The 15,396-nt window shown below is 57.7% G+C and carries 14 protein-coding genes; 2 read left to right on the top strand and 12 right to left on the bottom strand.

Annotated features, from left to right (window positions below):
* Positions 1-10: 10 nt before the first annotated feature.
* The 3 genes from NR195_RS12880 to glyQ all read right to left on the bottom strand — a co-directional run bounded on the left by NR195_RS12880 (position 11) and on the right by glyQ (position 5,108).
* Positions 11-1,741, bottom strand: a complete 1,731-nt coding sequence (locus NR195_RS12880; RefSeq protein ID WP_089415188.1) for a ShlB/FhaC/HecB family hemolysin secretion/activation protein — start codon at positions 1,739-1,741, stop codon at positions 11-13.
* A 376-nt stretch (positions 1,742-2,117) separates the two neighbouring features.
* Positions 2,118-4,187, bottom strand: a complete 2,070-nt coding sequence (glyS, locus tag NR195_RS12885) for a glycine--tRNA ligase subunit beta (protein ID WP_172608396.1) — start codon at positions 4,185-4,187, stop codon at positions 2,118-2,120.
* 9 nt (positions 4,188-4,196) lie between these two features.
* Complete coding sequence (gene glyQ / locus NR195_RS12890; protein WP_010258942.1) at positions 4,197-5,108, bottom strand: glycine--tRNA ligase subunit alpha; 912 nt, start codon at positions 5,106-5,108, stop codon at positions 4,197-4,199.
* Between the two features lie 221 nt (positions 5,109-5,329).
* Here glyQ and NR195_RS12895 point away from each other — a divergent pair, with 221 nt between their 5' ends.
* Complete coding sequence (locus tag NR195_RS12895) at positions 5,330-6,325, top strand: acyltransferase (protein WP_010671618.1); 996 nt, start codon at positions 5,330-5,332, stop codon at positions 6,323-6,325.
* Here the strand turns inward: NR195_RS12895 and NR195_RS12900 are convergent.
* Positions 6,310-7,242 carry a GlxA family transcriptional regulator gene (locus NR195_RS12900; protein WP_256844590.1) on the bottom strand — a complete coding sequence of 311 codons (933 nt, stop codon included), beginning with the start codon at positions 7,240-7,242 and terminating at the stop codon, positions 6,310-6,312. The two genes, NR195_RS12895 and NR195_RS12900, sit on opposite strands and share 16 nt — an antisense overlap.
* Before the next feature lie 11 nt (positions 7,243-7,253).
* Positions 7,254-7,913, bottom strand: a complete 660-nt coding sequence (gene yieH, locus NR195_RS12905) for a 6-phosphogluconate phosphatase (RefSeq protein ID WP_010258939.1) — start codon at positions 7,911-7,913, stop codon at positions 7,254-7,256.
* A 152-nt stretch (positions 7,914-8,065) separates the two neighbouring features.
* Here yieH and NR195_RS12910 point away from each other — a divergent pair, with 152 nt between their 5' ends.
* Entirely contained in the window at positions 8,066-9,379 is a 1,314-nt protein-coding gene (locus NR195_RS12910; protein WP_256844591.1) for an NCS2 family permease, read from the top strand.
* A 36-nt stretch (positions 9,380-9,415) separates the two neighbouring features.
* Here NR195_RS12910 and NR195_RS12915 read toward each other — a convergent pair whose 3' ends face one another.
* The 7 genes from NR195_RS12915 to rpmH form a co-directional block, all read right to left on the bottom strand.
* Positions 9,416-10,165, bottom strand: a complete 750-nt coding sequence (locus tag NR195_RS12915; RefSeq protein ID WP_010258937.1) for a 4'-phosphopantetheinyl transferase superfamily protein — start codon at positions 10,163-10,165, stop codon at positions 9,416-9,418.
* 178 nt (positions 10,166-10,343) lie between these two features.
* Complete coding sequence (locus tag NR195_RS12920; protein ID WP_031591047.1) at positions 10,344-10,934, bottom strand: malonic semialdehyde reductase; 591 nt, start codon at positions 10,932-10,934, stop codon at positions 10,344-10,346.
* A gap of 265 nt (positions 10,935-11,199) precedes the next feature.
* A complete protein-coding gene (mnmE, locus tag NR195_RS12925) occupies positions 11,200-12,564 on the bottom strand; it encodes a tRNA uridine-5-carboxymethylaminomethyl(34) synthesis GTPase MnmE (RefSeq protein ID WP_256844592.1) in 1,365 nt (454 codons plus the stop codon).
* A gap of 92 nt (positions 12,565-12,656) precedes the next feature.
* Positions 12,657-14,303: a membrane protein insertase YidC gene (gene yidC / locus NR195_RS12930; protein WP_010258933.1), complete on the bottom strand. Its 1,647-nt coding sequence runs from the start codon at positions 14,301-14,303 to the stop codon at positions 12,657-12,659.
* Positions 14,304-14,305: 2 nt separating this feature from the next.
* Entirely contained in the window at positions 14,306-14,563 is a 258-nt protein-coding gene (gene yidD, locus NR195_RS12935) for a membrane protein insertion efficiency factor YidD (RefSeq protein WP_008926397.1), read from the bottom strand.
* Positions 14,527-14,886 (bottom strand): ribonuclease P protein component, encoded by a 360-nt coding sequence (rnpA, locus tag NR195_RS12940; RefSeq protein ID WP_008926396.1) that lies wholly within the window; start codon positions 14,884-14,886, stop codon positions 14,527-14,529. The genes yidD and rnpA overlap by 37 nt, the downstream gene beginning before the upstream one ends.
* 14 nt (positions 14,887-14,900) lie before the next feature.
* Positions 14,901-15,041: a 50S ribosomal protein L34 gene (gene rpmH / locus NR195_RS12945; RefSeq protein WP_003849659.1), complete on the bottom strand. Its 141-nt coding sequence runs from the start codon at positions 15,039-15,041 to the stop codon at positions 14,901-14,903.
* Positions 15,042-15,396 lie beyond the last annotated feature (355 nt).

A 15,396-nucleotide genomic window follows, 5' to 3' on the forward strand; every position in this document is an offset into this window, starting at 1 on the left:
GCTTTGGTGGTCAGATTTCCAGGTTAACGCTGAAACCCGCCGTCGCGCCTGATGTATGAAATCCCGCGGGTTTATAGAGCGGAATGCCCGCAAACAGGTCGTAGCTGAAGCGCCCCCAGAGCGCGCCGCGTACGCCTATTGCACTGCCTGCCAGCTGATGCCCGACAAGATCGCGAGTCGCAGGTCCGCTTACCCGGCCATAATCGGCAGCCAGATAGAGCTCATGTCCGCGCGAGAAAAGATTCCAGCCAATTTCGTTGCGCCACAGCAGTCCTTTTTCCCCCGACAACATCTGTTCACCGTCGAAGCCGCGTACCGTATAACGGCCGGCAATCGCCATGCGCTCCTGTGGCGTCAGGGCATTCGGACTCCATTGGCCCCGCACACTGCTGTAGACCCGCCAGGGCTGCTCGCCCACGGCGAAAGGATGGTTGATGCCGAGGTCGCCCAGCAATATGCCGGTACGCGCGCTGCCCTGATGACGCGACTCTTCTGGTGCAGGAAGCGCATTAAACGCACCAGTACCGCGCCGCCAGGCGATACTGGCGTCCAGCGTGCTGCTGCCCAGATAGCTATGCTGATTCAGGCCCAGTTCCCAGCCCGCGGTGCGCCGCTTTTGCTGCACAATGTCGATATCGTTGACGGCGTTGGTGGAATGTTTGCGGTAGCCACGCAGATTAAGCGTGGTTTTGTTCGACTGATCGCGGTAGAGCACCCGGGAGACCGTGAGCTGGAAATTATCGCTCTTGCCGCTGTAGCGCAGCACCTCATTGGCATTGGGGATGTTCTGGTGATAGGTGTAGTCGTTGTAGTTGGCGGAAACGGCCCAGTAGCCTATCGGGAAAAAGTAATTCAGGGTGTGCGAGCGGTTACCGAACGGCCCATGCTCAAACAGATTTTTGCCAATATTGGCGTAAAACAGATCGTTCTGCGCAAAGGGCGCATCCACTGCGAGGGTGGCGGAACCGAGGTAGCGCCCGGTACTTCTGGAGCCGCTGTCATCCAGTCCCAGACTGAGCCGCACCGGTCTGCCTTCGCGCCAGTTGACCTGCAGATCGCTGGTGGCTTCCTGCTCGCCCGGCACGATTTTAATGTCGGCACTGGCACTGGGCACCCGCTTGAAGTTTTCCAGCCCCTGCTCAATATCCCGCAGATTTAATATCTCGCCCGATGACGCCGGAATCGCATTCCACAGCCGTCCACGCCAGGAAACCGGTTCATCAAAACGGATCCTGCTGATACGGCCCGGCTGTAACGTCAGCGTTAACACGCCTTTGGTCAGATCCTGCTCCTGTGCCATGACGCGGGTGGTGACATAGCCTTTGGCGAGAATTGCATTCTGCACTTTGTTAATGACCAGCACGATGCCCTGTCCGCCCATGCAGCGGCCGGTGGCGTCCGCGGCGGCGTGGAGCGCCCACTGAAAACGGCTGGCTTCGTCGCCAGTCAGGGCGATCTGATTGATGGTAAAGCAGGGTTGCTCACCGGCAGGATAACCGGGCAGACGACTATCAGGACGGGGAAGATGTTCATTCGCCTGCGGCGCATTCTGCTGTTGCAGCACGCGCTCGCGCGTCTGCTGACGCAGTTGCTCGCGGGCATCAATTGCCTGGCCTTCTTCGCGGGGATTATCGGCTGGCGGGGCTGCCATCACCGGGAAAGCAGAGCAGAGCAGCGCGCCTGCCACCATGGCGAGCAGACGCACTGGCGGATGACAGAGCGATAAACAAATCCTTTTCATGAAAATTCCATTTCACTAAATGTAACCGGGTGTAAATTCTGGCGAATTATCCATCAGGAAAGGGGAAAAACAAGAGGGCTGGCTATTTTTAGGGCGGTTTCTTAACCACCGGATTGATGAAAAACTTTAGAGTATTACAGGAGAAAAATTAACAAGTAACCATTTGATATATATGAAACATTTATAATCTTGCGCATCACAACAGCCGATTCCTGATGACCGGCAATGGCAGTTTAAGCACTTTAGCGTATTCATTTGCACCCTAAAAAATGGCCGCTATAGCAGTCACACTCAGGTATGAGTCGAAGACATCAGGCCAAAAAATCCCATAAAAAAAGGGACGATTGCTCGTCCCTTTTTCGCACAACAAATAGCATTACTGCAGCAGCGAGATATCCGCGACCTGCAGGAACAGCTCACGCAGTTTTGACAGCAGCGTCAGGCGATTAACCCGCACCGCCTGATCGTCGGCGTTAACCATCACTTTATCGAAGAAGTTGTCTACCGCAGTACGCAGCTGTGCCAGTTCGACCAGCGCATCCTGATAACGACCTTCAGCGAAGTAAGGCTGCAGCTTGCTGCTCAGCGCAGTGACAAAGGTCGCCAGCTGGATCTCTTCGTTCTCTTTCAGCAGCGACGCCTGCACGCTCTCATTCAGCGTTTCAGTCGATTTTGCCAGAATGTTAGAGACGCGCTTGTTCGCCGCCGCCAGTGCTGCGGCTGCTTCCAGCGTACGGAAGTGCGACACCGCTTTCATGCGTGCATCAAAGTCAGCCGGACGGGTCGGACGACGCGCCAGAACCGCCTGCAGCGTGTCGATGCTGTGACCCTCTTCCTGATACCAGGCGCGGAAGCGACCCAGCATAAAGTCGATCACATCATCCACCACGCGGGCGTTGCTCAGCTTGCTGCCATACAGGCGCACCGCTTCTTCGGTCAGAGTCTGCAGGTCAAGCGGCAGGTTTTTCTCGACTATGATACGCAGCACGCCCAGCGCCGCACGACGCAGTGCGAACGGGTCTTTGTCGCCTTTTGGATGCTGACCAATGCCGAAAATACCGGCCAGCGTATCCATTTTATCGGCAATCGCCAGTGCACAGGCGACAGGGCTGGACGGCAGATCGTCACCGGCAAAGCGCGGCTGATACTGCTCATTCAGCGCCACCGCCACATCTTCGGCTTCGCCGTCGTGACGCGCGTAGTGCATGCCCATCACGCCCTGGGTGTCGGTGAACTCGAAGACCATGTTGGTCATCAGGTCACACTTCGACAGCAGGCCCGCGCGGGTGGCGTGATTCACATCTGCGCCAATTTCACCGGCAATCCAGCCCGCCAGGGCCTGAATGCGATCGGTTTTATCGCGCAGCGTGCCCAGCTCTTTCTGGAACAGCACCGTCTCCAGACGCGGCAGGTGATCTTCCAGACGCTTTTTGCGGTCGGTATTAAAGAAGAACTCTGCATCGGCCAGGCGTGGACGTACCACCTTCTCGTTGCCGGAGATAATCTGGCGCGGATCGCTGGATTCGATGTTGGTGACGAAAATGAAGTTCGGCATCAGGTTGCCGTCATTGTCATACACCGGGAAATACTTCTGATCGCCTTTCATGGTGTAGACCAGCGCTTCCGCAGGTACCTTGAGGAATTTCTCTTCAAAGGTCGCGGTCAGGACCACCGGCCACTCCACCAGCGATGTCACCTCTTCCAGCAGGCTGTCGCTGATATCAGCGTTGCCGCCTAAACGGCGTGCTGCTGCTTCAGCATCGGCTTTAATCATCGCTTTGCGGACCTGATAGTCGGCAATGACCTGGCCGCGTTTTTCCAGCACATCAGGGTACTGATCGGCGTTGTCGAGCGTGATTTCGCTTTCACCCATAAAGCGGTGACCACGAATAACCCGATCTGACTTAATGCCCAGAATGGTGCCTGGGATCAGCTCATCGCCCAGCAGCATCGTCACGGTGTGAACCGGACGAACGAACTGCACATCGCTGTTGCCCCAGCGCATCAGTTTTGGCACCGGCAGCTTGCTGAGCGCGGTAGCGATCATTGCGGGCAGCAGCGCCTGGGCCGCTTCGCCTTTGACCTGAGCGCGATAAACCAGCCATTCGCCTTTATCGGTGGCGAGACGTTCAGCCTGATCGACGGTAATGCCGTTGCCACGCGCCCAGCCTTCAGCGGCTTTGGTCGCATTGCCGTCAGCGTCAAACGCAGCAGAGATCGCCGGTCCACGCTTCTCTACTTCCCGATCGGGTTGTGAGGCGCTCAGGGTGGCGACTTTCAGCGCCAGACGACGCGGCGCAGCAAACCAGCTGACCTCGCCGTGGCTCAGGTTAGCGGCATCCAGTTCAGCCGTTACCTGCGCGGCAAAGGCTTCTGCCAGGCTGCGCAGGGCTTTTGGTGGCAGCTCTTCGGTGCCGATCTCCACCAGGAAGGTTTGTTCAGTCATGGCTGCCTCTTACTTTTTGTTATTGCACATCGGGAAGCCCATTGCCTCGCGAGAGGCGTAGTAAGCTTCAGCCACGGCTTTGGTCAGGGTACGAATGCGCAGAATATAGCGCTGACGCTCTGTTACCGAGATCGCTTTGCGGGCATCCAGCAGGTTGAAGCTGTGTGCCGCTTTAAGAATGCGTTCGTAGGCGGGCAGTGGCAGCGGTTTTTCCAGCGCCAGCAGATGCTGCGCCTCTTTCTCATACTGCTCGAAGCAGGTAAAGAGGAAATCAACGTCGGCGTATTCGAAGTTATAGGTGGATTGCTCCACTTCGTTCTGATGGAACACGTCGCCGTAGGTGGTTTTGCCCAGCGGACCGTCGCTCCACACCAGATCGTAAACGCTGTCGACGCCCTGGATGTACATCGCCAGACGCTCCAGACCGTAGGTGATCTCGCCGGTCACCGGCTTACACTCCATGCCGCCAACCTGCTGGAAGTAGGTGAACTGCGTCACTTCCATGCCGTTGAGCCACACTTCCCAGCCGAGTCCCCAGGCACCCAGCGTCGGGTTTTCCCAGTTATCTTCCACGAAGCGAATGTCATGCACCGTCGGGTCCATACCCAGCTCTTTCAGCGAGCCAAGATAGAGCTCCTGAATGTTGTCCGGTGAGGGTTTGATGATCACCTGGAACTGGTAATAGTGTTGCAGGCGGTTCGGGTTTTCACCGTAGCGGCCATCGGTAGGACGGCGTGATGGCTGCACGTAAGCGGCGGCGATCGGCTCCGGGCCGAGTGCGCGCAGGCAGGTCATCGGGTGTGAAGTGCCAGCGCCCACTTCCATGTCCAGCGGTTGGACAATGGTGCAGCCCTGACGCGCCCAGTAATCCTGCAAGGTCAGGATCAGCCCCTGAAAGGTTTTGGTATCAAACTTTTGCATGTTGAGTGTGCACGCGCTTCGGTTAGATTAAAAAAAGAGGCCGACAGTATACCCTTTGACCGCGCGATGTGCAGCCGTAAATCCCAGGCGCTACCGGCGCGTTTTCGCGGTGATTCAGGGCGCTGGCATACAGATGGCTCCGAATCCTGCTGGCAGCAGTTGTTGCTCTGGTCGCATTTGGCTACCCTTTTGCGCATGGACGCGATGCGCAAGAGGATGCCATGCCGCAGAAGATTTACTGGATCGATAATTTACGCGCGGTTGCCTGCCTGATGGTGATCGTGATTCACACCACCACCTGGTATATCACCGGGCCGATGGCGGTGACTGGCATCACCTGGGATGCGGCTAATCTGCTGAACTCAGCATCACGCGTCTGTGTTCCGCTGTTCTTTATGATCTCCGGCTATCTGTTTTTCGGCGAACGCAGCGCCCAGCCGCGCCATATGCTCCGGCTGGTGCTCTGTCTGCTGTTCTACAGCGCGGTATCGCTGGCCTATATCACCTGGCTGACCCCCATCAGCGAAGGGCGATCAATCCTGAAGATGCTGCAGAAGCCGGTGTTTTATCACCTGTGGTTCTTCTTTGCGCTGATCGGCATCTATCTGCTGTCGCCCCTGATCCAGGTAAAAACCGTGCAGGCGCGCTACGTGGCGCTGCTGGTGCTGGTGCTGGCGGTGCTCGCCAACCCCAATACGGTCAGCCAGTCGCTGGGGCCGTTTCACTTTCTGCCGGTTAATCTCTATGTCAGCGGTGACAGTATCTACTACCTGCTCTATGCGCTGCTGGGACGGGCTATCGGCACGATGGAAACGACCCGGCGCGGCCTGACGCCGCTGGCTGCCGGGCTGTTTATCGCCTGTGTGATTGGCATTACGTTAGGGACGAAACAGGCGCTGATCGTCAACGGGGCGTTTAATGACACCTGGTATCTCTACTGCGGACCGCTGGTGTTTATCGCCGCGATCAGCCTGCTCATCGTGTTTAAAAACAGCCTGAACCAGCGCACGCTGCCCGGTTTAACGGTGATTGCACGTTATTCACTGCCGATCTACGGCTTTCATGCGCTGTTCATTCACTACCTGCGAACGCATCATTACGATGATATGTCGCGTCCGTGGCTCGACCTGCCCTGGGTGTTCGGGCTGACGCTGGGCGGCAGCCTGCTGCTGGGTATGGCATTGAAACGCGTCGATACCCGTCACTTTGTCAGCTGATCGGCTTCGCGCTGGCGGGCGCGCCGTAGCTGGCGCGCCGATGAAAATCCCGCCGCCAGCGCCGCTTTTTCGGCAGATTCACCCTGCTGCTGACGCTGGCGTGCCACGCCAACCCGCAGCTGCTCATGGTATTCACGCACGCTAATCCCCAGATGCTGGCGAAACAGCCGCGCCAGATGGCGGCTGCTGACATGCGTGCGTCCGGCCAGCTCGGTCAGGGTCCAGCCGTGCTCAGGATGGGCAATCATCAGATCCTGCGCCCGGTGAATGGCCGGATGCATGTGGTTGCGGTAACGCAGCCACGGCGAAAGTTGCGGATCGTCACCGGCACGGCGGAACCAGACCACCATCTCCCGCGCTACCGCCAGCGCGGTTTGCGTATCACAGAGCTGATTAATCAGATGCAGCGCCAGATCGATTCCCGCCGTGATGCCTGCGCTGGTCCAGATATTCTCATGCCCGACAAACACCCGGTTCTCCTGCACCCGTGCGCGCGGGGCCGCGGCTTTCAGACGGGCAATCACATCATGATGGGTGGTGCAGACCACGTCATCCAGCATGCCTGCCTGCGCCGCCAGCAGCGCACCCGAGCAGACGCAGACCAGCATAAAGGTCTGCGCGCGCAGCGCGCCGTGCTGGCGCATCAGCCACTCGCGTGCCTCTCCGGCCTGTGGCGTGGCGTAACAGACCTGCGAGTCATAGACGCCAGGCACCACCAGCAGACTCCCGGCGGGCAACTGCTCAGGTAACGGTTCGATGCCGCCAATGGTCATGCCGGTGGAGCAGACCACCTCCGGCTGCGGGCCGATGTAGCGCAGCGTAAAGTGATCGCCCGCCAGCTTCAACGTCTCGGCCGGTCCGGTGAGATCCAGCGCCATCACGCCGGGCAGGGTTAAAAACCAGACGGTGTGTGTCATGCTGGCCCGCGCTACACCAGATCCCAGCCACGGGCGCGCCACAGCGCAGGCAGTTGCGCCATATCGTCGAAGCGCGTCACCAGCGGATGATCCAGTTCAGGGTTGTGCGGGTCGGCGCAGTAGTAATAGACCGGAATGCCGGCGGCGATACCGGCGCGGGCGCCCGCTTCGGAGTCATCCACCAGAATGCAGCGCTCAATCGGTACCTGCATCTGTTCCGCAGCGTGGTACATCAGTTCCGGATCGGGCTTCCAGTGCAGAATGTCATAGCCGCTGTAGAGGTGCTCCGCAAACAGCGGCAGCATGCCGGTTAAGCCCAGCGAGTGCTGCATCTTTTTTACCGTCCCGTTTGAAACCACGCACATCGGCACCTTGATCTGCTCAACCAGCGCTTTCGCGCCCGGGATGGGCTGCAGTTGCTGATCAAACAGCCGCGCGACCTCTGCGCGATAAGCAGTCTCCACCTCTTCCATCGGCAGCGTCACCTGATGCGCGTCGCCGACGTCACGAATAATGTCGTAGAGTTTGACGCCCTTATACTTCTCAAACATCTGCTGCAGCGACAGTTCCAGGCCGTAACGGGCAAAGGTGTTGACGTAGGCCTGGGTACAGAGCAACTCACTGTCCACCAGCGTGCCATCGCAATCAAAAAAGACGCATTCTACTGACATCAGACTCTATCCTTCGATTCAGGGGTGTGCTCCACACTCTACCGCACTCAGCGCAGATTGCGAGACTGGCAATCGGTTGCGAAAAATCATTGTATTGCCCCGGTAAAATCGCCAGGATACGCGCCGATGATTTTTTCTTCTGGATGGATGGCATGAGCAAGCAAGGCGTTTTGCAGCGCATCTTCAGGCTGCAGGAACATGGCACCACGGTGCGCACCGAAGTGATCGCGGGTATCACCACCTTTCTGACGATGGTTTACATCGTCTTCGTCAATCCGCAGATCCTCGGCGTCGCCGGCATGGATACCCAGGCGGTGTTTGTGACCACCTGTCTGATTGCTGCCTTTGGCAGCATTCTGATGGGACTGTTTGCCAATCTGCCGGTGGCGCTGGCGCCTGCAATGGGGCTGAACGCCTTTTTAGCCTTTGTGGTGGTTGGCGCGATGGGCTATTCGTGGCAGGTGGGTATGGGCGCGATCTTCTGGGGTGCGGTCGGCCTGCTGATCCTGACGCTGCTGCGGGTTCGCTACTGGATGATTGCCAATATCCCGCTGAGCCTGCGCGTCGGCATTACCGCCGGTATCGGCCTGTTTATCGCCATGATGGGGCTGAAGAATGCCGGTATTATCGTGCCGAATCCCGATACCCTGGTGGCCGTGGGGAACCTGACCTCGCACAGCGTACTGCTGGGCGCGCTGGGCTTCTTTATCATCGCTATTCTGGCATCACGCAATATCCACGCGGCAGTGCTGATCTCGATGGTGGTTACCACTGCTATCGGCTGGATGCTGGGTGACGTGAAGTTTGTCGGCCTGTTTTCTGCGCCGCCTTCCATTACTTCTGTGGTCGGCCAGGTGGATATTAAAGGCGCGTTCAACATCGGCATGGCGGGCGTGATCTTCTCCTTTATGCTGGTCAATCTGTTCGACTCCTCCGGCACGCTGATCGGCGTCACCGACAAAGCGGGACTGACCGATGAAACCGGCACTTTCCCGCGCATGCAGCAGGCGCTCTATGTCGACAGCATCAGTTCAGTGAGTGGCGCGCTGGCAGGCACCTCATCCGTGACCGCCTATATCGAAAGCACCTCGGGCGTGGCGATTGGTGGCCGTACCGGCCTGATGGCCGTGGTCACCGGCCTGCTGTTCCTGCTGGTGACCTTCCTGTCACCGCTGGCCGCGATGGTGCCGTCCTACGCCGCTGCGGGCGCGCTGATTTACGTTGGGGTGTTAATGACCGCCAGCCTGTCGCGCGTTCGCTGGGATGATTTGACCGAAGCCGTTCCGGCGTTTGTGACCGCCGCCATGATGCCCTTCAGCTTTTCCATCACCGAAGGCATTGCGCTGGGATTCATCGCTTACTGCGTCATGAAGCTGGGTACGGGCCGCTGGCGTGAAATCAGCCCCTGCGTAGTGATTGTTGCTCTGCTGTTTGTGCTGAAGATTGTCTTTGTAGACGCGCACTAAGCGCATTCAGGGCCGCAACCGCCGGGTTGCGGCTTTTTACATTTCAGGATGCAGGCTGCGCTCGCTGGGCAGGCTGGTCAGCCGCAGAGCATGAGGCCCGATGTTGGGCTTACCCATCTCTATTTCGCGTAATGCGTGCCACTGAAAGGCGTTATCCATCTCCCACAGATGCAGACGCTGAGTCGCAGACGACAGCGCACACGACCAGACCAGCATGGGCTCCGCATCACACACCACCTGAATATCGGGATAGAGTGAAGATCGCAGCCGACCCGCACCGGGCAACAGGCGCAGCGAATCCAGTCCCCGATCGCCCTCTCCCGTCAGCTTGAGAATGCTCTGGCGTAATGTCCAGATCTGCGTCACCGCCTCCATGGCATCCTGCTGGGCATTGATCCAGGCGATCTCGCCCGAGGTTAATCCCTGAATCAGCTGCTCCTGAGTCTGACGGCTTCTGGCATGCACAATCTCCATATCCAGACCGGCACGTCCGCCCTCTTCGGCCAGCAGCACACCCACCGTATTGCCCGCATAGGCGATGCTGAAATCGGGCAGATCGCTGTCAGCAAAAACGGGGCGTCCGTTGCTCTGGATAAGCAGGCGCGGCAGCTCACCAATGCCATAAACCCGTAGCATCAGTTGTGCCAGCAGGGTACGGGCGGCAAGAAATCGCCCACGGCGTTTGTCAGCAAACTGCTGTGCCGTGTCGGTGATAGCCTGGGGAATGCGTAAATCATTAGCCGGGAAGCCGGGATCGCCCGTCCAGCGTACAAAATGACCAGCCATCTGTCGCTCCGTGAAAATGGTCAGATAATCATCAGAAGCATTGTAGGAATTTTCTTACCTTAATGCACCTGGCAACGCACAGATTGGGGTAAATTCGGAATAGGATGAGCAGAGTGAGCTGAGTTGCGGGGATCGACCAGAGATAAGCGTCGCGATTCGACTCGCGACGCGGGCAGCATCAGGCGAAACGACTCGCCTGCTCAAAGCTCAGTCGCGGCAGGCGCGGATGCAGTTTTGACGCATCACCGTAGCCGAGGTTAATCAGCAGGTTAACCTGATACTGACCGTCGGGGAAAAAGGCGTCATTGATTTTGGCCGGATCAAACCCGGACATCGGACCGGCATCCAGACCCAGCGAACGCGCCGCCAGAATCAGGTAGCCCGCCTGCAGGCTGCTGTTACGGAAAGCGGTCTCTTTTGCCGCCTCGGGACTGCCGGTAAACCAGCTGCGCGCATCAGCATGGGGGAACAGGGCGGGCAGCTGCTCATAGAACTCGCGGTCCCAGGCCACAATCACCGTGACCGGCGCGCTCATGGTTTTTTCCAGATTGCCGGAAGAGAGTGCCGGTTTCAGCTTCTCTTTGCCTTCCGCCGAGGTCACGAAAACAAATCGCGCAGGCGAGCAGTTCGCCGAGGTCGGGCCCAGTGCCGTTAAAGCATAGAGCTGCTCCAGCAGGGCGTTATCGACGGGCTTAGCCTGCCAGTAACTGTGGGTGCGGGCGTCATTAAACAGCGTGTCCAGTGCGGCAGTGTCGAGCGGTGTACTCATGCAACTCTCCTGTTTCAGGCGAAAAAGTTCGCCCAACGGTGTTCACGTAGTGGGTTTGCGTCCGGTCCGGCGCGGCGGGATGAGGCGGGGATCACTCACCGCAATCCGTCGCCGCACGTCAGATCGGCGCTTCAACCGTTATACGGCAATGCCGTGCCGCCGCAAAATAACATATCAGCAAGAATCAACGCAGAGGCGGGAATAACAGGGAGGCAGCGTGGCAGGAAATCTGGCCTGACAGCAGGACGCTATCAGGCCAGCACGGTTATTTACCGATACAGAAGCTGGAGAAGATGCGACCCAGCAGATCGTCAGAAGTGAACTCGCCGGTGATCTCGCTTAACGCCTGCTGGGCAAGACGTAACTCTTCCGCCAGTAGCTCACCGGCCCAGGCACCGAGCAGCTGCGCTTTACCCTGCTGTAAGTGCGTTGCCGCCAGCTCCAGCGCCTGCAGATGACGGCGACGCGCCAGGAAGCCGCCTTCCATATTGCCGGCGAAGCCCATGCTCTGCTTCAGGTGATCGCGCAGCTCGTCCACGCCCGCGCTGGTGCGTGCCGACAGGCGAATCAGTGAGTGACCATTTACTTCTGTCAGACCGAGAGACTCACCGGTGACATCCGCCTTGTTGCGGACCACGGTAATCGGCAGTTCGGGCGGCAGACGGGAGACGAAATCGGGCCAGATCGCCGCCGCTTCGGTGGCATCGGTCGTCGTGCCGTCCACCATAAACAGCACGCGATCAGCCTGTTCGATCTCCTGCCAGGCGCGCTCAATCCCGATGCGCTCCACTTCGTCGCTGGCTTCACGCAGACCGGCGGTGTCGATGATATGCAGCGGCATGCCATCAATATGAATATGCTCACGCAGTACGTCACGGGTGGTGCCTGCGATATCCGTGACGATGGCGGCGTCACGGCCCGCCAGCGCATTCAGCAGGCTCGATTTGCCCGCATTAGGCCGGCCCGCAATCACCACTTTCATCCCTTCACGCAGCAGGCTGCCCTGACGCGCTTCGGCACGGACGGCATCCAGGTCGCCGATCACCGTATTCAGCTGCGCTTCGATTCTGCCGTCAGAGAGGAAATCGATCTCCTCATCCGGGAAGTCGATAGCGGCTTCGACATAGATCCGCAGGTGAGTGAGTGCTTCCACAAGATGATTGATACGGGTGGAGAAGACGCCCTGCAGGGAGTTCACGGCCGAACGCGCCGCCTGCTCAGAGCTGGCATCAATCAGGTCAGCAATCGCTTCGGCCTGCGCCAGATCGAGCTTGTCATTCAGAAACGCACGCTCTGAAAACTCACCCGGCTGAGCGATACGCACGCCAGGCAGCGCCACGATGCGCTTCAGCAGCAGGTCGAGGATCACCGGGCCGCCGTGGCCCTGCAGCTCCAGCACATCTTCACCGGTAAAGGAGTTAGGACCAGGAAACCACAGCGCAATGCCCTGATCCAGCACGCGGCCATCGCTATCGGTGAACGACAGATAATCGGCGTAACGCGGCTTAGGCAGTTTGCCCAGCAGCTGGCGGGCGACCTCTGCCGCCTGGGCGCCAGAGACGCGCAGAATGCCTACGCCGCCGCGTCCGGGTGGCGTCGCCTGGGCAACAATGGTATCGCTGTGGCTCATAAATTTTCTCTCGCTACAAAAAACACAGGCGGTCGCTTTGACCGCCTGAGAATAGACTATTTTAGGGCGGGATTACTCCCGCTCTGGATCGCTTACGCTTTCTTCTTGTCGCGGCTATGCAGACCACGTTTTTCCAGGCCGCGATAAATCAGCTGCTGCTGGAGAATGGTGACCAGGTTGCTGACGATGTAGTACAGCACCAGACCTGACGGGAACCACAGGAAGAACACGGTGAAAATCACCGGCATGTACGTCATGATCTTCTGCTGCATCGGATCGGTCACGGTGGTCGGTGACATCTTCTGAATGAAGAACATGGTGATGCCCATCAGAATCGGCAGGATGTAGTACGGGTCCTGCGCTGACAGGTCATGGATCCACAGAATAAATGGCGCATGACGCAGTTCAACCGAGCCTGACAGCATGTAGTAAAGCGCCAGGAAGATTGGCATCTGAATCACCAGCGGCAGACAGCCACCCAGCGGATTCACTTTCTCTGCTTTATACAGCGCCATCATTTCCTGGCTCTGCTTCTGCTTGTCATCACCCAGACGCTCACGCATCGCCTGAATTTTCGGCTGCAGCATGCGCATCTTCGCCATCGAGGTGTACTGCGCTTTGGTCAGCGGGTACATAATGCCGCGCACGATGAAGGTGATCACGATAATGGAGAAGCCCCAGTTACCGATGAAGCTGTGGATAAATTTCAGCAGTTTGAACAGCGGCTGAGAGATAAACCACAACCAGCCGTAATCTACGGTCAGATCAAGGTGCGGCGCAATCGCTGCCATCTTGTCCTGAATTTCCGGGCCGACCCACAGCGTTGCACCCAGATTCTGCTGTGCGCCCGCGGCAATGGTGACCGGTGCAGATTTATAGCCAATCGCCGCCACGCCATTACCCAGGTTGCTGGTGTAAAGGGTGTTGGTGCCTTCGGTACGCGGAACCCATGCCGTTGCAAAGTACTGCTGCAGCATCGCAACCCAGCCATTGCTGGTGGTGGCGTTCAGGTTCTCGTTATCCGCGATGGTGTCGAATTTATACTTCTCATATTTCGACTCGCTGGTGGAGTAGGCCGCGCCACGGAAGGTGTGCAGAGCAAAGTTGTTGCTGCCGGTATCACGATGCTTAGGCAGATCGATGGTCTGCTTCAGCTGGCCAAACAGCGACACTTCCAGCGGCTGCTGGGTGGTGTTGTTGACATGATAATCGACATTAACGGCATATTCGCCACGCTTGAAGATGAAGGTTTTGGTGTAAACCACGCCATTTTCAGCGGTGTAGGTCATCGGCACACGCAGTTCGGACTGGCCATCAGCCATCTCGAAGTGATCCTGCGCAGCGTTGAACAGCGGACGCGCGCCGTTGTTCGGGTTATCCGGGCCATTACGACCGGTCAAACCACTCTGTGCCTGATAAAGGAACGCTGGCGTTGTTTCAAGCAGCTGGAACGGCTGGTTAGAACCCAGTTTGTCCGGGAAAGTCAGCAGCTGTGCTTGTTCAACATCACCGCCTCGGGTGTTGATATTCAATGACAGGACATCAGTCTTAACGGTGATCGTCTGGCCCTGACCGCTGGCCGGTACACCCTGACTGGCGGTATCACCCGCTACGCTGTTTGTGCCTTGTGTGGTCTGCGTCTGCTGTGGCTGCGGAGCGTGGTCCGTCTGCCAGGCTTGCCAGATCATAAAGGTCACGAACAGAAAAGCGATGAGAAAGAGATTGCGTTGCGAATCCATCGTTAATGTTCTCTGGTATCAAAGGTTTTTGGCGGCACAGGATCGTCACCACCCGGGTTCAAGGGGTGGCATTTTAATACGCGTTTTAATGTCAACCAACTGCCTTTTATCAGGCCGAACCTGCGTAATGCCTCAATTCCGTAATGAGAGCAGGTCGGGTGAAACCGACAGTGTGGTCCCAGTAATGGACTGATGCCGCGTTGATAGACGCGTATCAGGACGATCAGGAGCCGCGCGCCAGGCGACAGTGACGACGCCATAATTTCTCCAACGCTTCCGCCAGCATACGGTTATCCAGATCGGCAACCCCCTTCTTCGCGACCACCACGAAGTCCATCGACGGCAGTTCATGTTGACGCAGACGAAAGCTTTCGCGGGTCAATCGTTTGATCCGGTTGCGTTCATGAGCGCGTTTCACATGTTTTTTAGCGACGGTGAGACCGATGCGGGGATGCCCCAGCGCGTTAAGGCGGCCGAGAATAGTAATTTGCGGCGTGCCAGCCCGTTGTGGCTGCTGGAAGACGAAAGTGAAATGAGTGGGAGTTAACAAACGTAACTCCCTGGGAAATGCGAGCTTACCCATCAGGGCTTGCTTTATTACTTAGAAACGGTCAGACGAGAACGGCCTTTAGCACGACGACGTGCCAGAACCTGACGACCATTTTTTGTTGCCATACGAGCACGGAAACCGTGTGAACGGTTGCGCTTCAGTACGGACGGTTGAAAAGTGCGTTTCATGGCGGTTTCTACCTAAACTTGAAAATTTTCACTGGGTGACGCGTTTCGGGCCAGAAAATCGACCTACGCCTCAATGTGTCTTTAATAAAGAGGCGGGATTGTAATAATTGTACAGTCCCGAGTCAATTTACTTCGCGTGTCATAGTGCCTGAAAACCCGCATACAGCCCGCAGAGTCCCGACTTTGCGCCTGATGGCTCAATGTCGGGTGGAGAATTATACGGGCTCCGCACTAAAGCGCAAGGATCGCACGGGATCTTATTGCGATCGGCTTGCCGGATCCTGGGGATAAAATGAGATGTCGCCCGAAATTTTAATGGATTGCGTCAGATCCCTGCTGGTTTTTCCCGCAACTG

Source organism: Pantoea sp. Ft-CA_14 (genome assembly GCF_024520875.1).
GTDB lineage: Bacteria > Pseudomonadota > Gammaproteobacteria > Enterobacterales > Enterobacteriaceae > Pantoea > Pantoea agglomerans.

Coding starts and splice junctions, on each gene's coding strand:
- NR195_RS12880 (WP_089415188.1), bottom strand. CDS start 1,741: ATGAAAAGGATTTGTTTATCGCTCTGTCATCCGCCAGTGCGTCTGCTC.
- glyS (WP_172608396.1), bottom strand. CDS start 4,187: ATGACTGAACAAACCTTCCTGGTGGAGATCGGCACCGAAGAGCTGCCA.
- glyQ (WP_010258942.1), bottom strand. CDS start 5,108: ATGCAAAAGTTTGATACCAAAACCTTTCAGGGGCTGATCCTGACCTTG.
- NR195_RS12895 (WP_010671618.1), top strand. CDS start 5,330: ATGCCGCAGAAGATTTACTGGATCGATAATTTACGCGCGGTTGCCTGC.
- NR195_RS12900 (WP_256844590.1), bottom strand. CDS start 7,242: ATGACACACACCGTCTGGTTTTTAACCCTGCCCGGCGTGATGGCGCTG.
- yieH (WP_010258939.1), bottom strand. CDS start 7,913: ATGTCAGTAGAATGCGTCTTTTTTGATTGCGATGGCACGCTGGTGGAC.
- NR195_RS12910 (WP_256844591.1), top strand. CDS start 8,066: ATGAGCAAGCAAGGCGTTTTGCAGCGCATCTTCAGGCTGCAGGAACAT.
- NR195_RS12915 (WP_010258937.1), bottom strand. CDS start 10,165: ATGGCTGGTCATTTTGTACGCTGGACGGGCGATCCCGGCTTCCCGGCT.
- NR195_RS12920 (WP_031591047.1), bottom strand. CDS start 10,934: ATGAGTACACCGCTCGACACTGCCGCACTGGACACGCTGTTTAATGAC.
- mnmE (WP_256844592.1), bottom strand. CDS start 12,564: ATGAGCCACAGCGATACCATTGTTGCCCAGGCGACGCCACCCGGACGC.
- yidC (WP_010258933.1), bottom strand. CDS start 14,303: ATGGATTCGCAACGCAATCTCTTTCTCATCGCTTTTCTGTTCGTGACC.
- yidD (WP_008926397.1), bottom strand. CDS start 14,563: ATGGCGTCGTCACTGTCGCCTGGCGCGCGGCTCCTGATCGTCCTGATA.
- rnpA (WP_008926396.1), bottom strand. CDS start 14,886: ATGGGTAAGCTCGCATTTCCCAGGGAGTTACGTTTGTTAACTCCCACT.
- rpmH (WP_003849659.1), bottom strand. CDS start 15,041: ATGAAACGCACTTTTCAACCGTCCGTACTGAAGCGCAACCGTTCACAC.